This is a genomic window from Sphingobium sp. BS19, from assembly GCF_027925545.1.
Classification (GTDB): domain Bacteria; phylum Pseudomonadota; class Alphaproteobacteria; order Sphingomonadales; family Sphingomonadaceae; genus Sphingobium.
Map to the genome: position 1 here is coordinate 154,318 of NZ_BSEF01000005.1, position 14,090 is coordinate 168,407.

Sequence of the window (14,090 nt, forward strand, 5' to 3'; positions counted from 1 at the left end):
CGAAGGGCCCTTCCTTTGAAGAAAGGGAAGGCTTTGACAGGCTCAGCCCGAACGGATTTGTTAAAAGCGAAAAATCAGCGCGTCAGCTTCTTATACGCCAATCGTGTAGGCCGATCCGCCGCATCGCCCAGACGGCGGCGCTTGTCGGCTTCGTACGCTTCGAAGTTCCCCTCGAACCATTCCACATGGCTGTCGCCTTCGAACGCCAGGATATGCGTCGCGAGGCGATCGAGGAAGAAGCGGTCATGGCTGATGACCACGGCGCATCCGGCGAAATTCTCCAGTGCCTCTTCCAGCGCGCGCAGCGTTTCGACGTCGAGATCGTTGGTCGGTTCGTCGAGCAGGAGGACGTTGCCCCCCTCCTTAAGCATCTTGGCCAGATGGACGCGGTTGCGCTCACCACCCGATAGCTGACCGACCTTTTTCTGCTGGTCTGGCCCCTTGAAGTTGAAGGCACCGACATAAGCGCGCGTCTGGATCTCATGCTTGCCGATGGTCATCAGGTCATGACCGCCGGAAATTTCTTCCCAGACATTGTGGTTCGCGTCGAGCGAATCGCGGCTCTGATCGACATAGCCAAGCTGGACGGTGTCGCCGACCTGGATTTCGCCTTCGTCGGGCGTTTCCTGACCTGTGATGAGGCGGAACAGCGTGGATTTACCCGCGCCGTTCGGGCCGATCACGCCAACGATGCCACCGGGCGGCAGCAGGAAGTCGAGATTTTCGAACAATAGCTTGTCGCCATAGGATTTGGTCAGGCCATGCGCTTCGATCACCTTGCCGCCCAGACGCTTGGGCGTCTGGATGACGATCTGCGCCTTGCCGGGTGCGCGGTTTTCCTGCTTTTCGACCAGTTCATCGAACGCCCGGATACGGGCCTTGGACTTGGTCTGGCGCGCCTTGGGGGACTGGCGAATCCACTCCAGCTCTTCCTTGATCGCCTTCTGGCGACCGGCGTCCTCACGCTCTTCCAATTCCATCCGCTTGCCCTTGGCTTCCAGCCATGCGGAGTAGTTACCTTCGTAGGGAATGCCGCGCCCGCGATCTAGTTCGAGCACCCAGCCCACGACATTGTCGAGGAAGTAACGGTCATGGGTGACGAGAATGACGTTGCCGGTGTAGTTGATCAGATGCTGTTCGAGCCACTGAACGCTTTCGGCGTCGAGATGGTTGGTCGGTTCGTCGAGCAGCAGAATATCAGGCTTCTCAAGCAACAGGCGGCATAGCGCGATACGACGCTTTTCACCGCCCGAAAGGCTTTCCACGCCCCAGTCACCCGGAGGGCAACGCAACGCTTCCATCGCGATTTCAAGCTGATTGTCGAGCGTCCAGCCATCGACGGCGTCGATCTTTTCCTGAAGCGTGCCCATTTCTTCCATCAGCGCGTCGAAATCCGCGTCCTCCGGCGGATCGCCCATGATCTCGCTGATCTTGTTGAAGCGGTCGAGCATGTCGGCGACGGGGCGCACGCCATCCTTGACGTTCTCCATCACCGTCTTGCTGTTGTCGAGCTGCGGTTCCTGCGCCAGATAGCCCACGCGCAAGCCTTCGGCCGACCATGCTTCGCCGGTGAAGTCCTTGTCGTAACCCGCCATGACTTTCATCAGCGTCGATTTACCCGCGCCGTTGACGCCGATGATCGCGATCTTCGTACCCGGCAGGAACTGCAGGTGGATGTTGTTGAACAGCGGCTTGTTGGCGCCGGGGAAGGTCTTGGTCAGGCCCTTCATGACGTAGCTGTATTGGACGGCCATGTAAGAAGTCTCTCCACACTGGAATAGAGATAGGAACGGGATCGGGATATAAATGGGTTGGCGCCGGGTTAGCGGACAGCGCGGATATTGGCAAATGGGCAGATGCCCGCTACCCCTCAAACCATGCATAAAATCGGACTGACCCCGCTCGCCCTCCCCTTCCTCCTGCTTGCGGCGACCGCCAGCGCGCAATCGCCCGCCGTTGACGTGGCCGCGTTACGCGATGCTGCGTTGAAGGATGATATCGCGATGGACATCGTTGAAGGCCTGACCACCGAAGTCGGCCCCCGCCCCGCCGCGACCGAGCGGGAAGCCGAGGCCCGCGATTGGGCCGTAGTGAAGCTGAAGGCTTTGGGGTTCAGCAATGTGCGGATCGAACCTTACACGATGCCCGCCTGGGTGCGCGGCGAAGAAACCGCAACGCTCGTATCACCCTTCCCGCAAAGCCTGACCATCACCGCACTCGGCAACAGCGGCGCGACCGGCAAAAAGGGACTGACGGCAGAGGTCGTGTATTTTCCGACACTCGCCGATCTGCAAGCGGCTCCCGATGGTAGCCTGAAAGGCAAGATCGCCTTCGTCAGCCACGCGATGAAGGCGACGCAGGATGGCTCCAGCTATGGCGCATTCGGTGCGGCCCGCTTTGCCGGTCCCGGTATCGCCGCGCAAAAGGGCGCAGCGGCGATCCTCATCAAATCGATCGGCACCGATAATCACCGCGTGCCGCACACTGGCGTCACGCACTTTCCAGAGGGCGTAACGCCCATCCCCGCTGCCGCGCTTTCCGTGCCCGATGCCGATCAGCTTGAGCGCGTGTTCAAGCGCGGCAAGCCCGTAACGCTGTCCCTGCTGCTCACCCCTCGCTTCAACGGCACCCAGCAGTCGGGCAACGTCATCGCCGAAGTGCCGGGCAGCGATCCGGACGCCGGGATCATCATGGTGACGGGGCATCTGGATAGCTGGGATCTGGGCACCGGCGCGATTGACGATGCTTCCGGCGTCGCCATCGTCACGGCGGCGGCCAAGCGGATCATGGACGCAGGCACGCCGCGCCGTACCATACGCATCCTGCTGGCAGGCGCGGAGGAAGTCGGCTCCTATGGCGGCAATGCCTATTACGAGGCCCACAAAAGCGAACCGCACGTCCTGACATCCGAGTCCGATTTCGGCGCCGACCGCATCTGGCGCGTCGATTTCGCCTTCCCCACAGCGGCCAAGCCCGTTACCACGCGGATCGCATCGGCCCTTGCGCCGCTGGGTATCAGCGCCGGTGCACAGCGCGCGGGCGGTGGCGCGGACAATGCCAAATTCGCCGATGCGGGTATCGCGACCATCGATTTGCAGCAGGACGGCACCCGTTATTTCGATCTGCACCACACCGCGGATGATACGCTGGACAAGATCGATCCCCAGCAACTGCGGCAGAATGTCGCGGCCTGGACGACTGTTTTGGCCATCGCTGCCAATGCACAAGAAAGTTTGCGATAAAAGTGAACTTATGTAGTAGAGAACACGTCGTCGCGTGATTCCATCGGTTCACCGGCGCAAAAAAACGTTGATTTGTGGACCGCACACACTAAAGCGGGTCGCTCGCGTAAGGCCATATAAAACCTGCCGCGTGCTAATGCTATGGGAGCCATACAAGATGAAGAAGATCGCTGTAGTTTTCGCTTCGGCCAGCCTGATGGCGCTTGCCGCTTGCGGCGAAAAGCCCGCCAACGAAACTGCGAACGCTTCGAACGCAGTTGTCGAAAACGTCGTTGAAAACGCCGCTAACGCGATGGACAACGCTGCCGACAACACGATGAACGCTGCGAACGCTGTGGAAAACGCTGCGGGCAACGCAATGTAATCCACGCTTATTGCGTGAAATTAAAAGAGGCGGGTCGCATCAGCGGGCCGCCTCTTTTTTCGTCTGCCGTCTGGCATCTGGAACTGCGGCTTGCGGTTCAATTCCCCGTCATGCTGAACTTGTTTCAGCATCCATCCCGCCATTTGGAGCGGAGGTGCGGGGTGAGAAATGGACCCTGAAACACGCCTGTCCTGAGCACGTCGAAGGGTTCAGGCTGACGGCTTTTCCATGCTGAAAACTTTGATGTTCGCTTTAGCTTCTGATGCCACCGGCTTGTATCCCTGCCGTGCAAAGTCTTTTCGCCACAGGCCACCGCATCAAAACGGTATCGCCGCCCCATCCCACGCGAACAGGCCGCCGCTATCGGCAGGGGACAAGCGATCCAGCACGCCCAGCAGATATTCTGCGCTTTGGTCGGGCGTAAAAAGATCGTCCGCATCGCGGCCCCGCGTAAACGGCTGCGACAAATCGCTGGTCACAGTGCCGGGATGCAGCGCTACGCACAACGCCTCCGGTCTGTTGCGCCCCAGTTCGATCGCCAGCGTCCGCACCATCTGATTGAGCGCAGCCTTCGACGCGCGATAGCCATACCAGCCGCCCAGCCGATTATCGCTGATGCTCCCGACGCGCGCCGACAACGCCGCGAACACGGCCCGCCCTTCGCGTGGGAAGAGCGGCAGGAAGTGCTTGGCTACCAATGCCGGACCAATCGCATTGACGGCAAAACTATTGGCAAGCCGCTCCGCATCCAGCACGCGCCAGCTTTTCTCCGGCTGCTGCGCGCCATCGTGCAACATGCCCGTGGCCACGAACACCAGCCGCACCGCGCCTAACGCGCCTGCCTGGCCTGCAGCGGCAGCGATACCGTCCTCGTCACGCAGATCGATGGCGCTGGAGACAACGCCGTCGACCGTCTCCACCGGACGACGACTGAGCGCCAGAACCGCGCCAAAGCGATCATCCCGCGCAAGACGTCGCACCACCGCATCGCCAATCGCGCCTGACGCGCCGATCACGACTGCGACATCGGGCATCACCGCGCGCCAGCACCTGGCGCGTCCCGCCATTCGCCCGGCGGCACATCGTCCAGCGTCCAGTCCCCGATGCGCCAGCGCACCAGCCGCAGCGTCGGATGCCCGACCGCTGCGGTCATCCGTCGCACCTGCCGGTTGCGCCCCTCTCGGATCGTCACCCGCAGCCAGCAATCCGGCACGCTCTTGCGGAACCGCACCGGCGGATCGCGGGGCCATAGTGCCGGATCGTCGATCCGCTCCACTTCGGCCGGCAATGTCCGCCCGTCTTTCAGATCGACTCCGCGCCGCAACCGGTCAATCTCGACGTCCTGCGCATCGCCTTCGACTTGCACCAGATAGGTCTTGGGCGTCTTGAACTTTGGGTCAGCGATCCGCGCCTGCAACCGTCCGTCGTCGGTCAGCAGCAGCAGCCCTTCGCTATCCAGGTCGAGCCGTCCCGCCGGATACACGCCCGGCACCTTGATATGATCCGCCAGCGTCGGGCGTGGCGGCCCGGTGCGTTCGTCGGTGAACTGGCACAGCACGCCATAGGGTTTGTTGAACAGGATCAATCGCGCCATGCCGTTACGCCTCTCGGTCAAAAGCGACACTGCCCTGATCGACGAGCTTGCCGATCAGCGCGAGGATATCCTGAGATACGCCCGGATCGACTGCAAACTGATCCTGCGCGCAAAGCTGCTCCACAAACGCAACGCCGTCCGCGCCGCTATCGAACCCCGTGCCATCGACGAACAACGACACACCGCCCGGTCGCCGAATGAAAGAAAAGCGGCTGGCCGGGTTGCGGGACAGAGGAACGCCCTCACCAATCAACGCCTCCACCTCGGCCACCGAAACGCTCTCGTCGGGCTGCCACTCGGTATCGGGATATTTACGGCGGCTGTTATACGCGCCGAACCAGCGCGCAAAGGCATCTGCATCGCCCATGACATCGGTGATCATCGCGTGCAGCCGTGCCAGCGCTTCGGGCGATATCTCCCCCGGATGCGCTATAGGATCGAGATTGCGATCCTCATATCGGTCGTCGTCGGGCAAGGCGTCGACGATATCGTCGCTCCAATCCGTGATCAGCTCGCTGCGCGCCGGTGCCCGAAACCCAACCGAATAGGTCATGCAATCGCCGCCCACCGCAACGCCATTATGCGCCATACGTGGCGGCACATAGAGAATATCGCCCGGATCGAGCAGCCATTCGTCGGTGGCCTCGAACTCCGCCAGCAAGCGCGCATCCTCATGCGGCAGCAAGGGCGTGTCGGCGTCGCACATTCCGCCCACTTGCCACCGGCGCTGCCCCAGCCCCTGTATCAGAAACACGTCATATTGATCGAAATGCGGACCCACCCCGCCCCCGTCGGTGGCATAGCTAACCATAACATCGTCGATCCGCCAGTTGGGGATGAAGCGAAACGGTTCGATCAGCGCAGCAACGTCCGGCACATGATGATCGACTGCCTGCACCAGTAGCGTCCAGGGCGCCGGATCGTCCCGCGCAAAGCGGCTTTCGGCGAAAACCCCATGATCGACCGCCCAGCCTTCACTGCGCCGAGCGATGATCCGCGATTCGATCCCTTCCTCGCAGGCGAGCCCCGCCAGTTCGTCCGGCTCCAGCGGGTTGGTCCAGGCGGCCCATGCGGCCTTGATGAGCAACGGCTTCTTCTGCCAATAATCGCGCAGGAAAATGTCGATATCGAAGTTATTGAGCGGCATGGCTACCGGCCGGGAGGACACTGTCACTCCTGCCGCAACTGCATAGCCAGATGGGCGATTTCCGTCGGTTCCAATATCCAGGTCCGGGTCTTGCGCCCTTCCCGCGCCACCGGTCGCGTGAGCAGGACGCGGGCTTCGGCCTGATGCTGGGGTTTCAACGCAGCAAAGTGTCGCGCGCATTCGCGCAGATTGGCGATCAACGGCGCTTTTCCATCCAGATCGATCAGCGTCGCGGCTTCATCCCAGGCGATATTGGTCACGTCGATATTCCTTGGCAGTGCTGTGATGCCCTGCCTCTAGGATGCTTGCCCCGCCGGGTCAAAAGCCGATGTCGCCCGCCAATATTGTCAGCGTCGTTTCGTCGCGCGCCCCGTCGAACCAACGGTCCAACGCTGCCCCGAACAAAGGCCCACCGCCCGCCGCCTCGAACAGCGTCAGTGACGACCGGAACTTGACAGCGTCCACATCGCCCAGCACGGCGGCCGCGCTCTGTCCGTGCGGCAAATCCTGCATTGCGCCCACGCTGTCGCGCAGACGCTGTCCCAAAATGGCGTGGGCGAGATAAGCCCGCGCTTCGTCCAAAGACGCAAGGGCATAATGCTGGGCAATCGGGCTGCGACCCAGCCCGCGTACTTGCGGAAAGATGAACCACATCCAGTGGCTGGTCTTCCGGCCGCGCCGCAGTTCGGACAGCGCCGTGGCATAGCTGTCTTTCTGAGCAGCCAGAAACCGCTGAAGATCGTAGGGGTCGATCTGGTCCGATCCCTGTGTCGCTATATCCTCTTGACGCACGCGGTGTTCCTCGCGGTTGGACTATGCGGTTCGCGGACTATTTCCCGTCGAACTCACTGAATACCGACTCGACGGTTTGCGCCATGGACTCATCTTCAAGATCGATGGACACGACGATCCGGCTTTCCAAGGCCGCGTCATCGCGTTCGTCTTCGGCTATTGTCGCCCGATCCGCGCGACTTACATCCTCGCCAGCGCTATTTTCCTGCCCTTCAGGCGCAACGAAGATATCCGTCCGCTCAAAGCCATGTTCCTGCACCAGATGCTCGATAGCCAGTTCGGCTTGCCGTCGCGTGGCAAAGGTTCGTTCAATGGTCGTGCTCATGCGATCGCTCCTCGATTATGGCGATGTTCACGTCGTTTCACCGGGTGGATCGACGCACGATAGCGGTGCGCCGATCCACTTCCGGATGAAGGCGTCAAATCGACGAAGGATAATCCGGGGTACGCTGCACCGATGCTTCGGAGCTTAGCGGACCGCCAGCCAGACGAAGGTCCGGGGCGCTTCGCTCCGGGGTCTTGGCCTTGAGATATTTGTAACCGGCATAACCAACGGCGCCCAGCGCAGCTAATTTCAACAACATGGTCGTCTCCTTATACAGCATAAACTTCACCGCCGGGGGACCGCATCGCGCACGAACTCTACCCGGTAGCTGGGACAGGTAACGCCGCAGCCGCGTGAAAGTCGCATAGGTAAATCGCTAATCTGGATCAGGGCGGCGCTGTCGGCATGTCACGGGAAAGGGATGGGAACATTCAACCGGCCTCTCCATTACCTGCCCGACGTTGCGCCGCGGAATGGCACATGCAATAGGGGCCGCCCCCCGAAACCGGACACTCCAGAAAGACACCAGGCGATGCCCACGACCGCACTTGGCCTCGACTTTGGCACGACCAACAGCGTCGTAGCGCTGGGCGATGGCGAAGGAGATTCGCACCTCGTCACCTTCGTCGGCAAGGAAGCAACCGGCGAAGTGTTCCGTTCGGCACTATGCTTCTGGGAAGAAGAGCGCGGCTGGAACGGAGTGGCCTATGACGCTGGCCCATGGGCTATCGCGGAGTATCTCCAGTCCCCCCTCGACAGCCGGTTCGTTCAGTCGTTCAAGAGCGTCGCGGCCAGCCCCCTGTTCGAGCGCGCACAGATATTCGGGCGGAATTTCCGGTTCGAGGATTTCGGCAGACTGTTCCTGCAAAAGCTGGTGGCCCATTCAGGCGGTGCCCTCGCCACCCGCCCCGATCGCGTCATCGTCGGCAGGCCCGTCGAATATGCAGGCGCACGGCCCGACCCGGAACTCGCGCGCAAACGCTACGATCTGATGCTCGAAGGATTCGGCGTCGATCTGCACTATGTCTACGAACCCCTCGGTGCCGCGTTCAGCTATGCTTCGCGCCTTACCGAACCGGCGACGGTGCTGGTCGCCGACTTCGGCGGCGGCACCACCGACTTTTCCGTGGTCCGCGTTGCCGAACCCGGTGCCAAACGGCGATGCATCCCGCTGTCGTCATCAGGCGTAGGGATCGCCGGAGACCGTTTCGACCGGCGCATCATGGACAGGCTGGTGCTCCCCTTGCTCGGCAAAGGGACACCCTACCGATCCTTCGGCAAGGAACTGGAGATACCCGGCGGCTACTTCGTGGATTTCTCCGACTGGTCCCGCCTCGCGCTCATGCGCAACCGGCGCACGCTCGACGAGCTACGCAAGCTGCAACGCCATTCCCTCGATCCCGAACCGCTTGGCCGGATGATCGCGCTTATCGAGCATGAACAGGGCTTCCCGCTCTACGACGCCATCGGCACGCTGAAGCGCAATCTGTCCCAGGCCGAGGAAGCGCAGCTCGATTTCACCGGCGGCGGCGTAGACATCTCCGCGCACGTCCTTCGCACGGATTTCGAACAGTGGATCGCCGACGACCTGCGCCTGATCGAAACCGCAATGGATAGCGCCCTGACGCGGGCAGGCATAACCGCCGACCAGATCGACCGGGTTTTCCTGACCGGCGGCTCCTCCCTGATTCCCGCCATCCGATCGCTGTTCCACCGGCGTTTCAGCACGTATCGCATCGCCACCGGCGGCGAACTCACCTCCATCGCCCACGGCCTCGCGCTGATCGGCAATGAACCGAGCTTGACCGAGTGGACGGTGTGACAGCCAGCCCCGTACTCTTCAGTTTTCGCCGCTGTCCCTATGCCATGCGAGCGCGGCTGGCGTTGACCATCAGCGAAACGCCGCACGAACTGCGTGAAGTCAAACTATCCGCCAAGCCGCCGGAAATGCTGGCCGCCTCGCCGAAGGGGACCGTCCCGGTCCTTGTCCTGCCCGATGGCCGGGTGATCGACCAAAGCCTCGACATCATGCGCTGGGCGCTCGCCTTCAACGACCCCGAAGGCTGGCTCACGCGGGACGACACCGCGCTGATCGCCGCCAATGACGGCCCGTTCAAACATAATCTCGACCGCTACAAATATCCCGACCGCCACCAGTCCGACCCCATCGCGCATCGCAACGAAGCCCTGAAATTTCTCCGCGAAATCGATTCCCGCCTGTCCGCCGCCGGTCAGCTATGCGGCTCGAAGCGCGGTATCGCCGATGCGGCGATCCTGCCATTCATCAGGCAATTTGCGGCCGTCGACCCCGTCTGGTTCGAAGCGCAGCCCCTCCCCCATCTCAAGACCTGGCTTGCCGACCATATCGGCTCGACGCTCTTCGTGAAAATAATGGCCCGTGGGACCATTTCCTGAAAGATCGGGAAATTTGGTAGCGGAGGAGGGACTTGAACCCCCGACACGCGGATTATGATTCCGCTGCTCTAACCAGCTGAGCTACTCCGCCCCGAAATCCGCTTTAAAAGCAGGCCGCGATGGGCAACCGGGCCGCCATTGGCGTCACGGTGAGGCGGCGCTATACGCAGCCTTGTGATGGCGGTCAACCGCTCGTGTAAACATGTCGTGTCACCCCTTAAAGATCGCCGGGACTTGCCTTGCGCATTCTGGCGCGCCAAGGACGGCAGCAACTTGAAAATCACAGGGGCATAGGTGACGGATGAGCTATTATGACGTTCTGATCGTAGGCGCGGGCCATGCGGGCGCACAGGCCGCAATCCAGCTTCGCCAGATGGGGTTCGAAGGCTCCGTTGGCATGCTGGGCGATGAGCATGAGCCGCCCTATGAACGCCCCCCCTTGTCCAAGGAATATCTGGCAGGCGACAAGCCGTTCGAGCGCATTCTTATCCGCCCGCACAGCTTCTGGGGCGAGCGCAATATCGACCTGCTCCTTGGCCAGCGCGTCAAGAAAGTCGATGCCATGGCAAAGATCGTCACCGTCGGCGACGACAGCGAATATTCCTACGGCCAGATGATCTGGGCGACCGGCGGCACCCCTCGCCTCCTGTCCTGCGCAGGCAGCGACGCCAGCGGCATCCATTGCGTGCGCCGCCGCGACGATGTTGATGCGATCATGGCCCGCCTGCCCGACGTCAATCATGTCGTCGTCATCGGCGGTGGCTATATCGGGCTGGAAGCAGCCGCCGTCCTGACCAAGCTGGGCAAGTCCGTCACATTGCTCGAAGCCCTCGACCGCGTGCTGGCGCGTGTCGCCGGCGAAGAACTCTCGCGCTTTTACGAAGCCGAACATCGCGCGCATGGCGTCGATCTGCGCACCAGCACGATGGTCGATTGCATCGAAACCGATGGCGGGCGCGCAACGGGCGTGAAGCTGGCCGATGGCACGATCATCGCGGCGGACATGGTGATCGTCGGCATCGGCATCATTCCGGAAACCGGCCCGCTGATCGCAGCGGGTGCGACCGGTGGCAATGGCGTGGACGTGGATGCGTTCTGCCGCACCAGCCTGCCCGATGTCTATGCCGTCGGCGATTGCGCATCGCACGCCAATGGCTTTGCCAGCGGCGCGCAGATCCGCCTCGAATCCGTCCAGAACGCCAACGATCAGGCGAAGGTCGCCGTGCAGCACATCATGGGTCAGGAAAATGCCTATGACGCGGTGCCGTGGTTCTGGTCCAACCAATATGATCTCAAGCTGCAGACGGTTGGCCTGTCCACTGGCTATGACAGCACCATCCTGCGCGGCGATCCCGCCACCCGCAGCTTCTCGGTTCTGTATCTCAAGGGCGGCAAGCTGATCGCGCTAGATTGCGTCAACATGGTGAAGGATTATGTGCAGGGCCGTGCACACGTGGTGTCGGGCGCAGTGCTGGATCAGGCACAACTGGCGGACGCCAGCGTCCCGTTGAAGGAAGTCGGGCTGGCCTAAGGCGGGTCAGCTAATCATTTGAACACGTCATAAGCCGTTCCCCCGCGAAAGCGGGGGTCCAGTGCGACAAAGTGCACCGTTTTAGACCCTGGCCCCCTGCTTTCGCACGGGAACAATGGGGTACATGCCTGAACGGTATAAGCGGCCTACTAACCCCGAAAACGGTAAGCGCGGATGGCCTCCCACGGGCCACCGCGATACCACCACGCCGCCAGCCCGCTGATAGCAAAAGCCCGGGGCTGAAACGCGGCCTTCAGCGCAATGAACAGCGCACGCGATTCCTCCGGCGACACCTTGTTCTGGATCGTGACGTGCAATCGTGGCGGCGCGCTGTCCTGCGGCGTCAGCAGCCCATGGAAAGCCTCCGCCAGATCGCGCCGCATCTCCACCAGCGCCGGACATTCGATCCGATAGGCCACCCCCTGCCCCAGATGCAGCACATCCGATAAAGTCGCGCTCGGCGGCGGACCCGCACAAAGCATCTTCAACCGCTCACACAATTCCCCCTCCACCGACGGCGGCAAATGGTGGAACAGCGTGATATGCGCCGACAAAACATTACGCCCCGGCGGGAAATGCGCGCGCCGCAATCCATCGGCCCATGCAAAGTCCGCGTCCCCCATCGTCGCTGTCACGATGATCGGCGCAGCCTGCGCCATCAGGCGCTTGACCCTTTTTTCAGCGCCTCCGCCAGCGATACCGTTGCGCTCCCGCGCCGCGCGGGCCTGGGCTGCGTAGCATCGGGCTTCCATCCCGAAAGATAGGCGATCGCAAAGCGCTCGGTCGTCTTGCCATCAGGATCGGCGGCCTGCGCGAATATCTCCGCCGCGCGCCCCAGCACCGCGCGGCTCAACATCGGCGGCCTGGAGCGCAGCATGTTCGACGCCCCCATCCCGCGCAGATCGCCCAGCAGCCCGAACAGACTGCCATAACGCACGCTCAGCACATCCCCATCGGCCACCGGCATCGCCAGCCCGGCACGACTCAATAGGTCACCAGCCGCCCGCACGTCGATCTGCGGATGGATATGCTGCCCCACCCTATCGCCTTCCGCCGCCAGCAATGTCGCACGCAACACCGGCAGAGATCCCGCCCCCGCAAATGCCGCCAGCAGCAGCCCGTCCGGGCGCAATATCCGGCGCATCAGCACCAGCGCACCGGGCAAGTCGTTCAAACTGTCCAGCGTCCCGCACGCCACGATCAGGTCGAAACTATCGTCAGCAAACGGCAATGCATCCTCATCCGCCTGCACCCCGCCACAGGCCGCCGCATTGGCATAGCCCGGATCCGTGCAGACCACCCGCTTGCCCATCGCCGACAATTGCGCCGCCAGATAAGGCGAAGGGCAGCCGACCACCAGCACATCGGACAGATCGCGCTTCACGTCCGCCAGCCGGTCGATCAGTTCGTCCGCCATGTGCCGATAAAGGAAATCATGCGCGGCAAAATCCCGCGCTGCCCGGTCCCGCCGGATCGCACGCAGGCGATGGTCGAAAATCTCCGGGGCGTGATGCGAGTCGGACATGGCTTTTGGGATACCGTAGAAAAAGGAGGCGGCGCGCCTTGTGCTACGCGCCTCGTCAGGGAACAAGGGGCTATGCGCGCGCTGTCCCGTTTCGTCCCTTCCCCCGTCCGGCACCTCACGCGCATCGCAGTGGATTACGCGCTTCCCCCGCGCTGCCCCGGTTGCGGCGTCATCGTGGAGGACGATCATCGCTTCTGCGTTTCCTGTTGGCAGGGGATGACCTTCCTCGGCTCGCCCTGCTGCGACTGCTGCGGCATCCCCTTCCCCTTCGACATGGGGCCGGATGCGCTCTGCGGTGCCTGCCTTGCCGATCCACCGGAAATCGACCGCGCCCGTGCCGTGCTGGCTTATGGCGACGTTGCCCGCACCATCGCGCTGAAGCTAAAATATGGGCGACGCATCGGCCTTGCGCGCCTGATCGCAGCACAGATGGTGCGCCATGTGCCGGAGGGGGATCGGGACACTATGCTTATCGTCCCCGTGCCGCTGCATCGCTGGCGTCTGTGGTGGCGCGGCTTCAATCAGTCGGCGATCATCGCGGACCATCTCGCCCGGTTGAGCGGCATTGCGGTGGACAACGAAATCCTTATCCGCACCCGCCGTACACCCCCGTTGCGGGGCATGGGACCAAAAGCGCGGCGGAAGGCGGTGCGCGGTGCGTTTCGTTTGTGGGGCGCAAACCCCAACCCGCTGAAGGGCCGCAACGTCATCCTGATCGACGATATCCACACCAGCGGCGCAACCGCCGATGCCTGCGCAGCGGCATTGCGGAAAGGCGGCGCGCTGTCCGTTACCCTTTTATGCTGGGCGCGCGTTATGCCCGAAACAACGGAGCAGGCCGATTGACAAACGACGCTCCACTGCCAATCTCTACACAAAGGAGTTTCCCGTTTAATGGCGCACGTTGAAATCTATACAAAGGCGTTCTGCGGCTATTGCGCGCGCGCGAAGTCATTGCTGAATGACAAGGGTGTGGCGTTCGAGGAATTTGACATCACCATGGGCGGGCCAAAGCGGGCCGAAATGCTGGAACGGAGCAATGGCGGCGTAACTGTGCCGCAGATTTTCATCGACGGTAGCCATATCGGCGGAAGCGACGATCTGGGACGCCTCAACCGCGAAGGCAAGCTGGACGCGCTGCTGGGCCTTTGACTG

General features: G+C 62.2%; 17 protein-coding genes and 1 tRNA gene. 7 read left to right on the forward strand and 11 right to left on the reverse strand.

Features of this window, described 5'->3' with window-relative positions; translation table 11 throughout:
• Window positions 1-74: 74 nt before the first annotated feature.
• Window positions 75-1,754: an energy-dependent translational throttle protein EttA gene (ettA, locus tag QMG56_RS06910; protein WP_230188652.1), complete on the reverse strand. Its 1,680-nt coding sequence runs from the start codon at window positions 1,752-1,754 to the stop codon at window positions 75-77.
• Window positions 1,755-1,877: 123 nt separating this feature from the next.
• On the opposite strand from ettA, the gene QMG56_RS06915 reads away from it, so the two are divergent.
• Both QMG56_RS06915 and QMG56_RS06920 read left to right on the forward strand, forming a co-directional pair.
• Window positions 1,878-3,242, forward strand: coding sequence for a M20/M25/M40 family metallo-hydrolase (locus QMG56_RS06915; RefSeq protein ID WP_281821846.1), 1,365 nt, complete (start codon window positions 1,878-1,880; stop codon window positions 3,240-3,242).
• A gap of 157 nt (window positions 3,243-3,399) precedes the next feature.
• Window positions 3,400-3,606 (forward strand): hypothetical protein, encoded by a 207-nt coding sequence (locus tag QMG56_RS06920; protein WP_230188650.1) that lies wholly within the window; start codon window positions 3,400-3,402, stop codon window positions 3,604-3,606.
• Window positions 3,607-3,923: 317 nt separating this feature from the next.
• Here the strand turns inward: QMG56_RS06920 and QMG56_RS06925 are convergent, their stop codons facing one another.
• From QMG56_RS06925 to QMG56_RS06955, 7 genes are all read right to left on the reverse strand, one after another.
• Window positions 3,924-4,640: an SDR family NAD(P)-dependent oxidoreductase gene (locus QMG56_RS06925; protein ID WP_281821847.1), complete on the reverse strand. Its 717-nt coding sequence runs from the start codon at window positions 4,638-4,640 to the stop codon at window positions 3,924-3,926.
• Complete coding sequence (locus QMG56_RS06930) at window positions 4,640-5,200, reverse strand: pseudouridine synthase (RefSeq protein WP_281821849.1); 561 nt, start codon at window positions 5,198-5,200, stop codon at window positions 4,640-4,642. The genes QMG56_RS06925 and QMG56_RS06930 overlap by 1 nt, the downstream gene beginning before the upstream one ends.
• Before the next feature lie 4 nt (window positions 5,201-5,204).
• Window positions 5,205-6,347: a cupin domain-containing protein gene (locus tag QMG56_RS06935; protein ID WP_281821985.1), complete on the reverse strand. Its 1,143-nt coding sequence runs from the start codon at window positions 6,345-6,347 to the stop codon at window positions 5,205-5,207.
• A 23-nt stretch (window positions 6,348-6,370) separates the two neighbouring features.
• Window positions 6,371-6,607: a hypothetical protein gene (locus QMG56_RS06940; RefSeq protein ID WP_230188647.1), complete on the reverse strand. Its 237-nt coding sequence runs from the start codon at window positions 6,605-6,607 to the stop codon at window positions 6,371-6,373.
• A 58-nt stretch (window positions 6,608-6,665) separates the two neighbouring features.
• Complete coding sequence (locus QMG56_RS06945) at window positions 6,666-7,139, reverse strand: DUF1810 domain-containing protein (RefSeq protein WP_230188646.1); 474 nt, start codon at window positions 7,137-7,139, stop codon at window positions 6,666-6,668.
• Between the two features lie 37 nt (window positions 7,140-7,176).
• Window positions 7,177-7,464 (reverse strand): hypothetical protein, encoded by a 288-nt coding sequence (locus QMG56_RS06950; RefSeq protein ID WP_281821850.1) that lies wholly within the window; start codon window positions 7,462-7,464, stop codon window positions 7,177-7,179.
• 94 nt (window positions 7,465-7,558) lie between these two features.
• Window positions 7,559-7,723 (reverse strand): hypothetical protein, encoded by a 165-nt coding sequence (locus QMG56_RS06955; protein ID WP_230188644.1) that lies wholly within the window; start codon window positions 7,721-7,723, stop codon window positions 7,559-7,561.
• A gap of 273 nt (window positions 7,724-7,996) precedes the next feature.
• Here QMG56_RS06955 and QMG56_RS06960 point away from each other — a divergent pair, with 273 nt between their 5' ends.
• Together QMG56_RS06960 and QMG56_RS06965 are read left to right on the forward strand one after the other, a co-directional pair.
• Window positions 7,997-9,286, forward strand: coding sequence for an Hsp70 family protein (locus tag QMG56_RS06960; protein WP_281821852.1), 1,290 nt, complete (start codon window positions 7,997-7,999; stop codon window positions 9,284-9,286).
• A complete protein-coding gene (locus QMG56_RS06965; protein WP_281821853.1) occupies window positions 9,283-9,879 on the forward strand; it encodes a glutathione S-transferase in 597 nt (198 codons plus the stop codon). Before QMG56_RS06960 ends, QMG56_RS06965 begins: the two co-directional genes overlap by 4 nt.
• 14 nt (window positions 9,880-9,893) lie before the next feature.
• On the opposite strand, the gene QMG56_RS06970 is transcribed toward QMG56_RS06965, so the two are convergent.
• A tRNA-Met gene (locus QMG56_RS06970) sits at window positions 9,894-9,970 on the reverse strand.
• 210 nt (window positions 9,971-10,180) lie between these two features.
• Here QMG56_RS06970 and QMG56_RS06975 point away from each other — a divergent pair.
• Window positions 10,181-11,410 carry an NAD(P)/FAD-dependent oxidoreductase gene (locus QMG56_RS06975; RefSeq protein WP_281821855.1) on the forward strand — a complete coding sequence of 410 codons (1,230 nt, stop codon included), beginning with the start codon at window positions 10,181-10,183 and terminating at the stop codon, window positions 11,408-11,410.
• 149 nt (window positions 11,411-11,559) lie between these two features.
• Here the strand turns inward: QMG56_RS06975 and QMG56_RS06980 are convergent, their stop codons facing one another.
• Both QMG56_RS06980 and QMG56_RS06985 read right to left on the reverse strand, forming a co-directional pair.
• Window positions 11,560-12,069 carry a 2'-5' RNA ligase family protein gene (locus tag QMG56_RS06980; protein ID WP_281821856.1) on the reverse strand — a complete coding sequence of 170 codons (510 nt, stop codon included), beginning with the start codon at window positions 12,067-12,069 and terminating at the stop codon, window positions 11,560-11,562.
• Complete coding sequence (locus tag QMG56_RS06985) at window positions 12,069-12,935, reverse strand: class I SAM-dependent methyltransferase (protein WP_281821857.1); 867 nt, start codon at window positions 12,933-12,935, stop codon at window positions 12,069-12,071. The genes QMG56_RS06980 and QMG56_RS06985 overlap by 1 nt, the downstream gene beginning before the upstream one ends.
• Window positions 12,936-13,007: 72 nt before the next feature.
• On the opposite strand from QMG56_RS06985, the gene QMG56_RS06990 reads away from it, so the two are divergent.
• Together QMG56_RS06990 and grxC are read left to right on the forward strand one after the other, a co-directional pair.
• Window positions 13,008-13,781, forward strand: coding sequence for a ComF family protein (locus QMG56_RS06990; RefSeq protein WP_281821858.1), 774 nt, complete (start codon window positions 13,008-13,010; stop codon window positions 13,779-13,781).
• Between the two features lie 48 nt (window positions 13,782-13,829).
• The gene (grxC, locus tag QMG56_RS06995; protein ID WP_230187186.1) at window positions 13,830-14,087 is read left to right on the forward strand and encodes a glutaredoxin 3; all 258 of its coding nucleotides are present in this window, start codon (window positions 13,830-13,832) and stop codon (window positions 14,085-14,087) included.
• The last annotated feature ends 3 nt before the right edge of the window (window positions 14,088-14,090 follow it).

Excerpts from the sequence above, each read along its gene's own strand:
- ettA (WP_230188652.1), bottom strand. The coding sequence starts at position 1,754 with ATGGCCGTCCAATACAGCTACGTCATGAAGGGCCTGACCAAGACCTTC.
- QMG56_RS06915 (WP_281821846.1), top strand. The coding sequence starts at position 1,878 with ATGCATAAAATCGGACTGACCCCGCTCGCCCTCCCCTTCCTCCTGCTT.
- QMG56_RS06920 (WP_230188650.1), top strand. The coding sequence starts at position 3,400 with ATGAAGAAGATCGCTGTAGTTTTCGCTTCGGCCAGCCTGATGGCGCTT.
- QMG56_RS06925 (WP_281821847.1), bottom strand. The coding sequence starts at position 4,640 with ATGCCCGATGTCGCAGTCGTGATCGGCGCGTCAGGCGCGATTGGCGAT.
- QMG56_RS06930 (WP_281821849.1), bottom strand. The coding sequence starts at position 5,200 with ATGGCGCGATTGATCCTGTTCAACAAACCCTATGGCGTGCTGTGCCAG.
- QMG56_RS06935 (WP_281821985.1), bottom strand. The coding sequence starts at position 6,347 with ATGCCGCTCAATAACTTCGATATCGACATTTTCCTGCGCGATTATTGG.
- QMG56_RS06950 (WP_281821850.1), bottom strand. The coding sequence starts at position 7,464 with ATGAGCACGACCATTGAACGAACCTTTGCCACGCGACGGCAAGCCGAA.
- QMG56_RS06955 (WP_230188644.1), bottom strand. The coding sequence starts at position 7,723 with ATGTTGTTGAAATTAGCTGCGCTGGGCGCCGTTGGTTATGCCGGTTAC.
- QMG56_RS06960 (WP_281821852.1), top strand. The coding sequence starts at position 7,997 with ATGCCCACGACCGCACTTGGCCTCGACTTTGGCACGACCAACAGCGTC.
- QMG56_RS06975 (WP_281821855.1), top strand. The coding sequence starts at position 10,181 with ATGAGCTATTATGACGTTCTGATCGTAGGCGCGGGCCATGCGGGCGCA.
- QMG56_RS06980 (WP_281821856.1), bottom strand. The coding sequence starts at position 12,069 with ATGGCGCAGGCTGCGCCGATCATCGTGACAGCGACGATGGGGGACGCG.
- QMG56_RS06985 (WP_281821857.1), bottom strand. The coding sequence starts at position 12,935 with ATGTCCGACTCGCATCACGCCCCGGAGATTTTCGACCATCGCCTGCGT.
- QMG56_RS06990 (WP_281821858.1), top strand. The coding sequence starts at position 13,008 with ATGCGCGCGCTGTCCCGTTTCGTCCCTTCCCCCGTCCGGCACCTCACG.
- grxC (WP_230187186.1), top strand. The coding sequence starts at position 13,830 with ATGGCGCACGTTGAAATCTATACAAAGGCGTTCTGCGGCTATTGCGCG.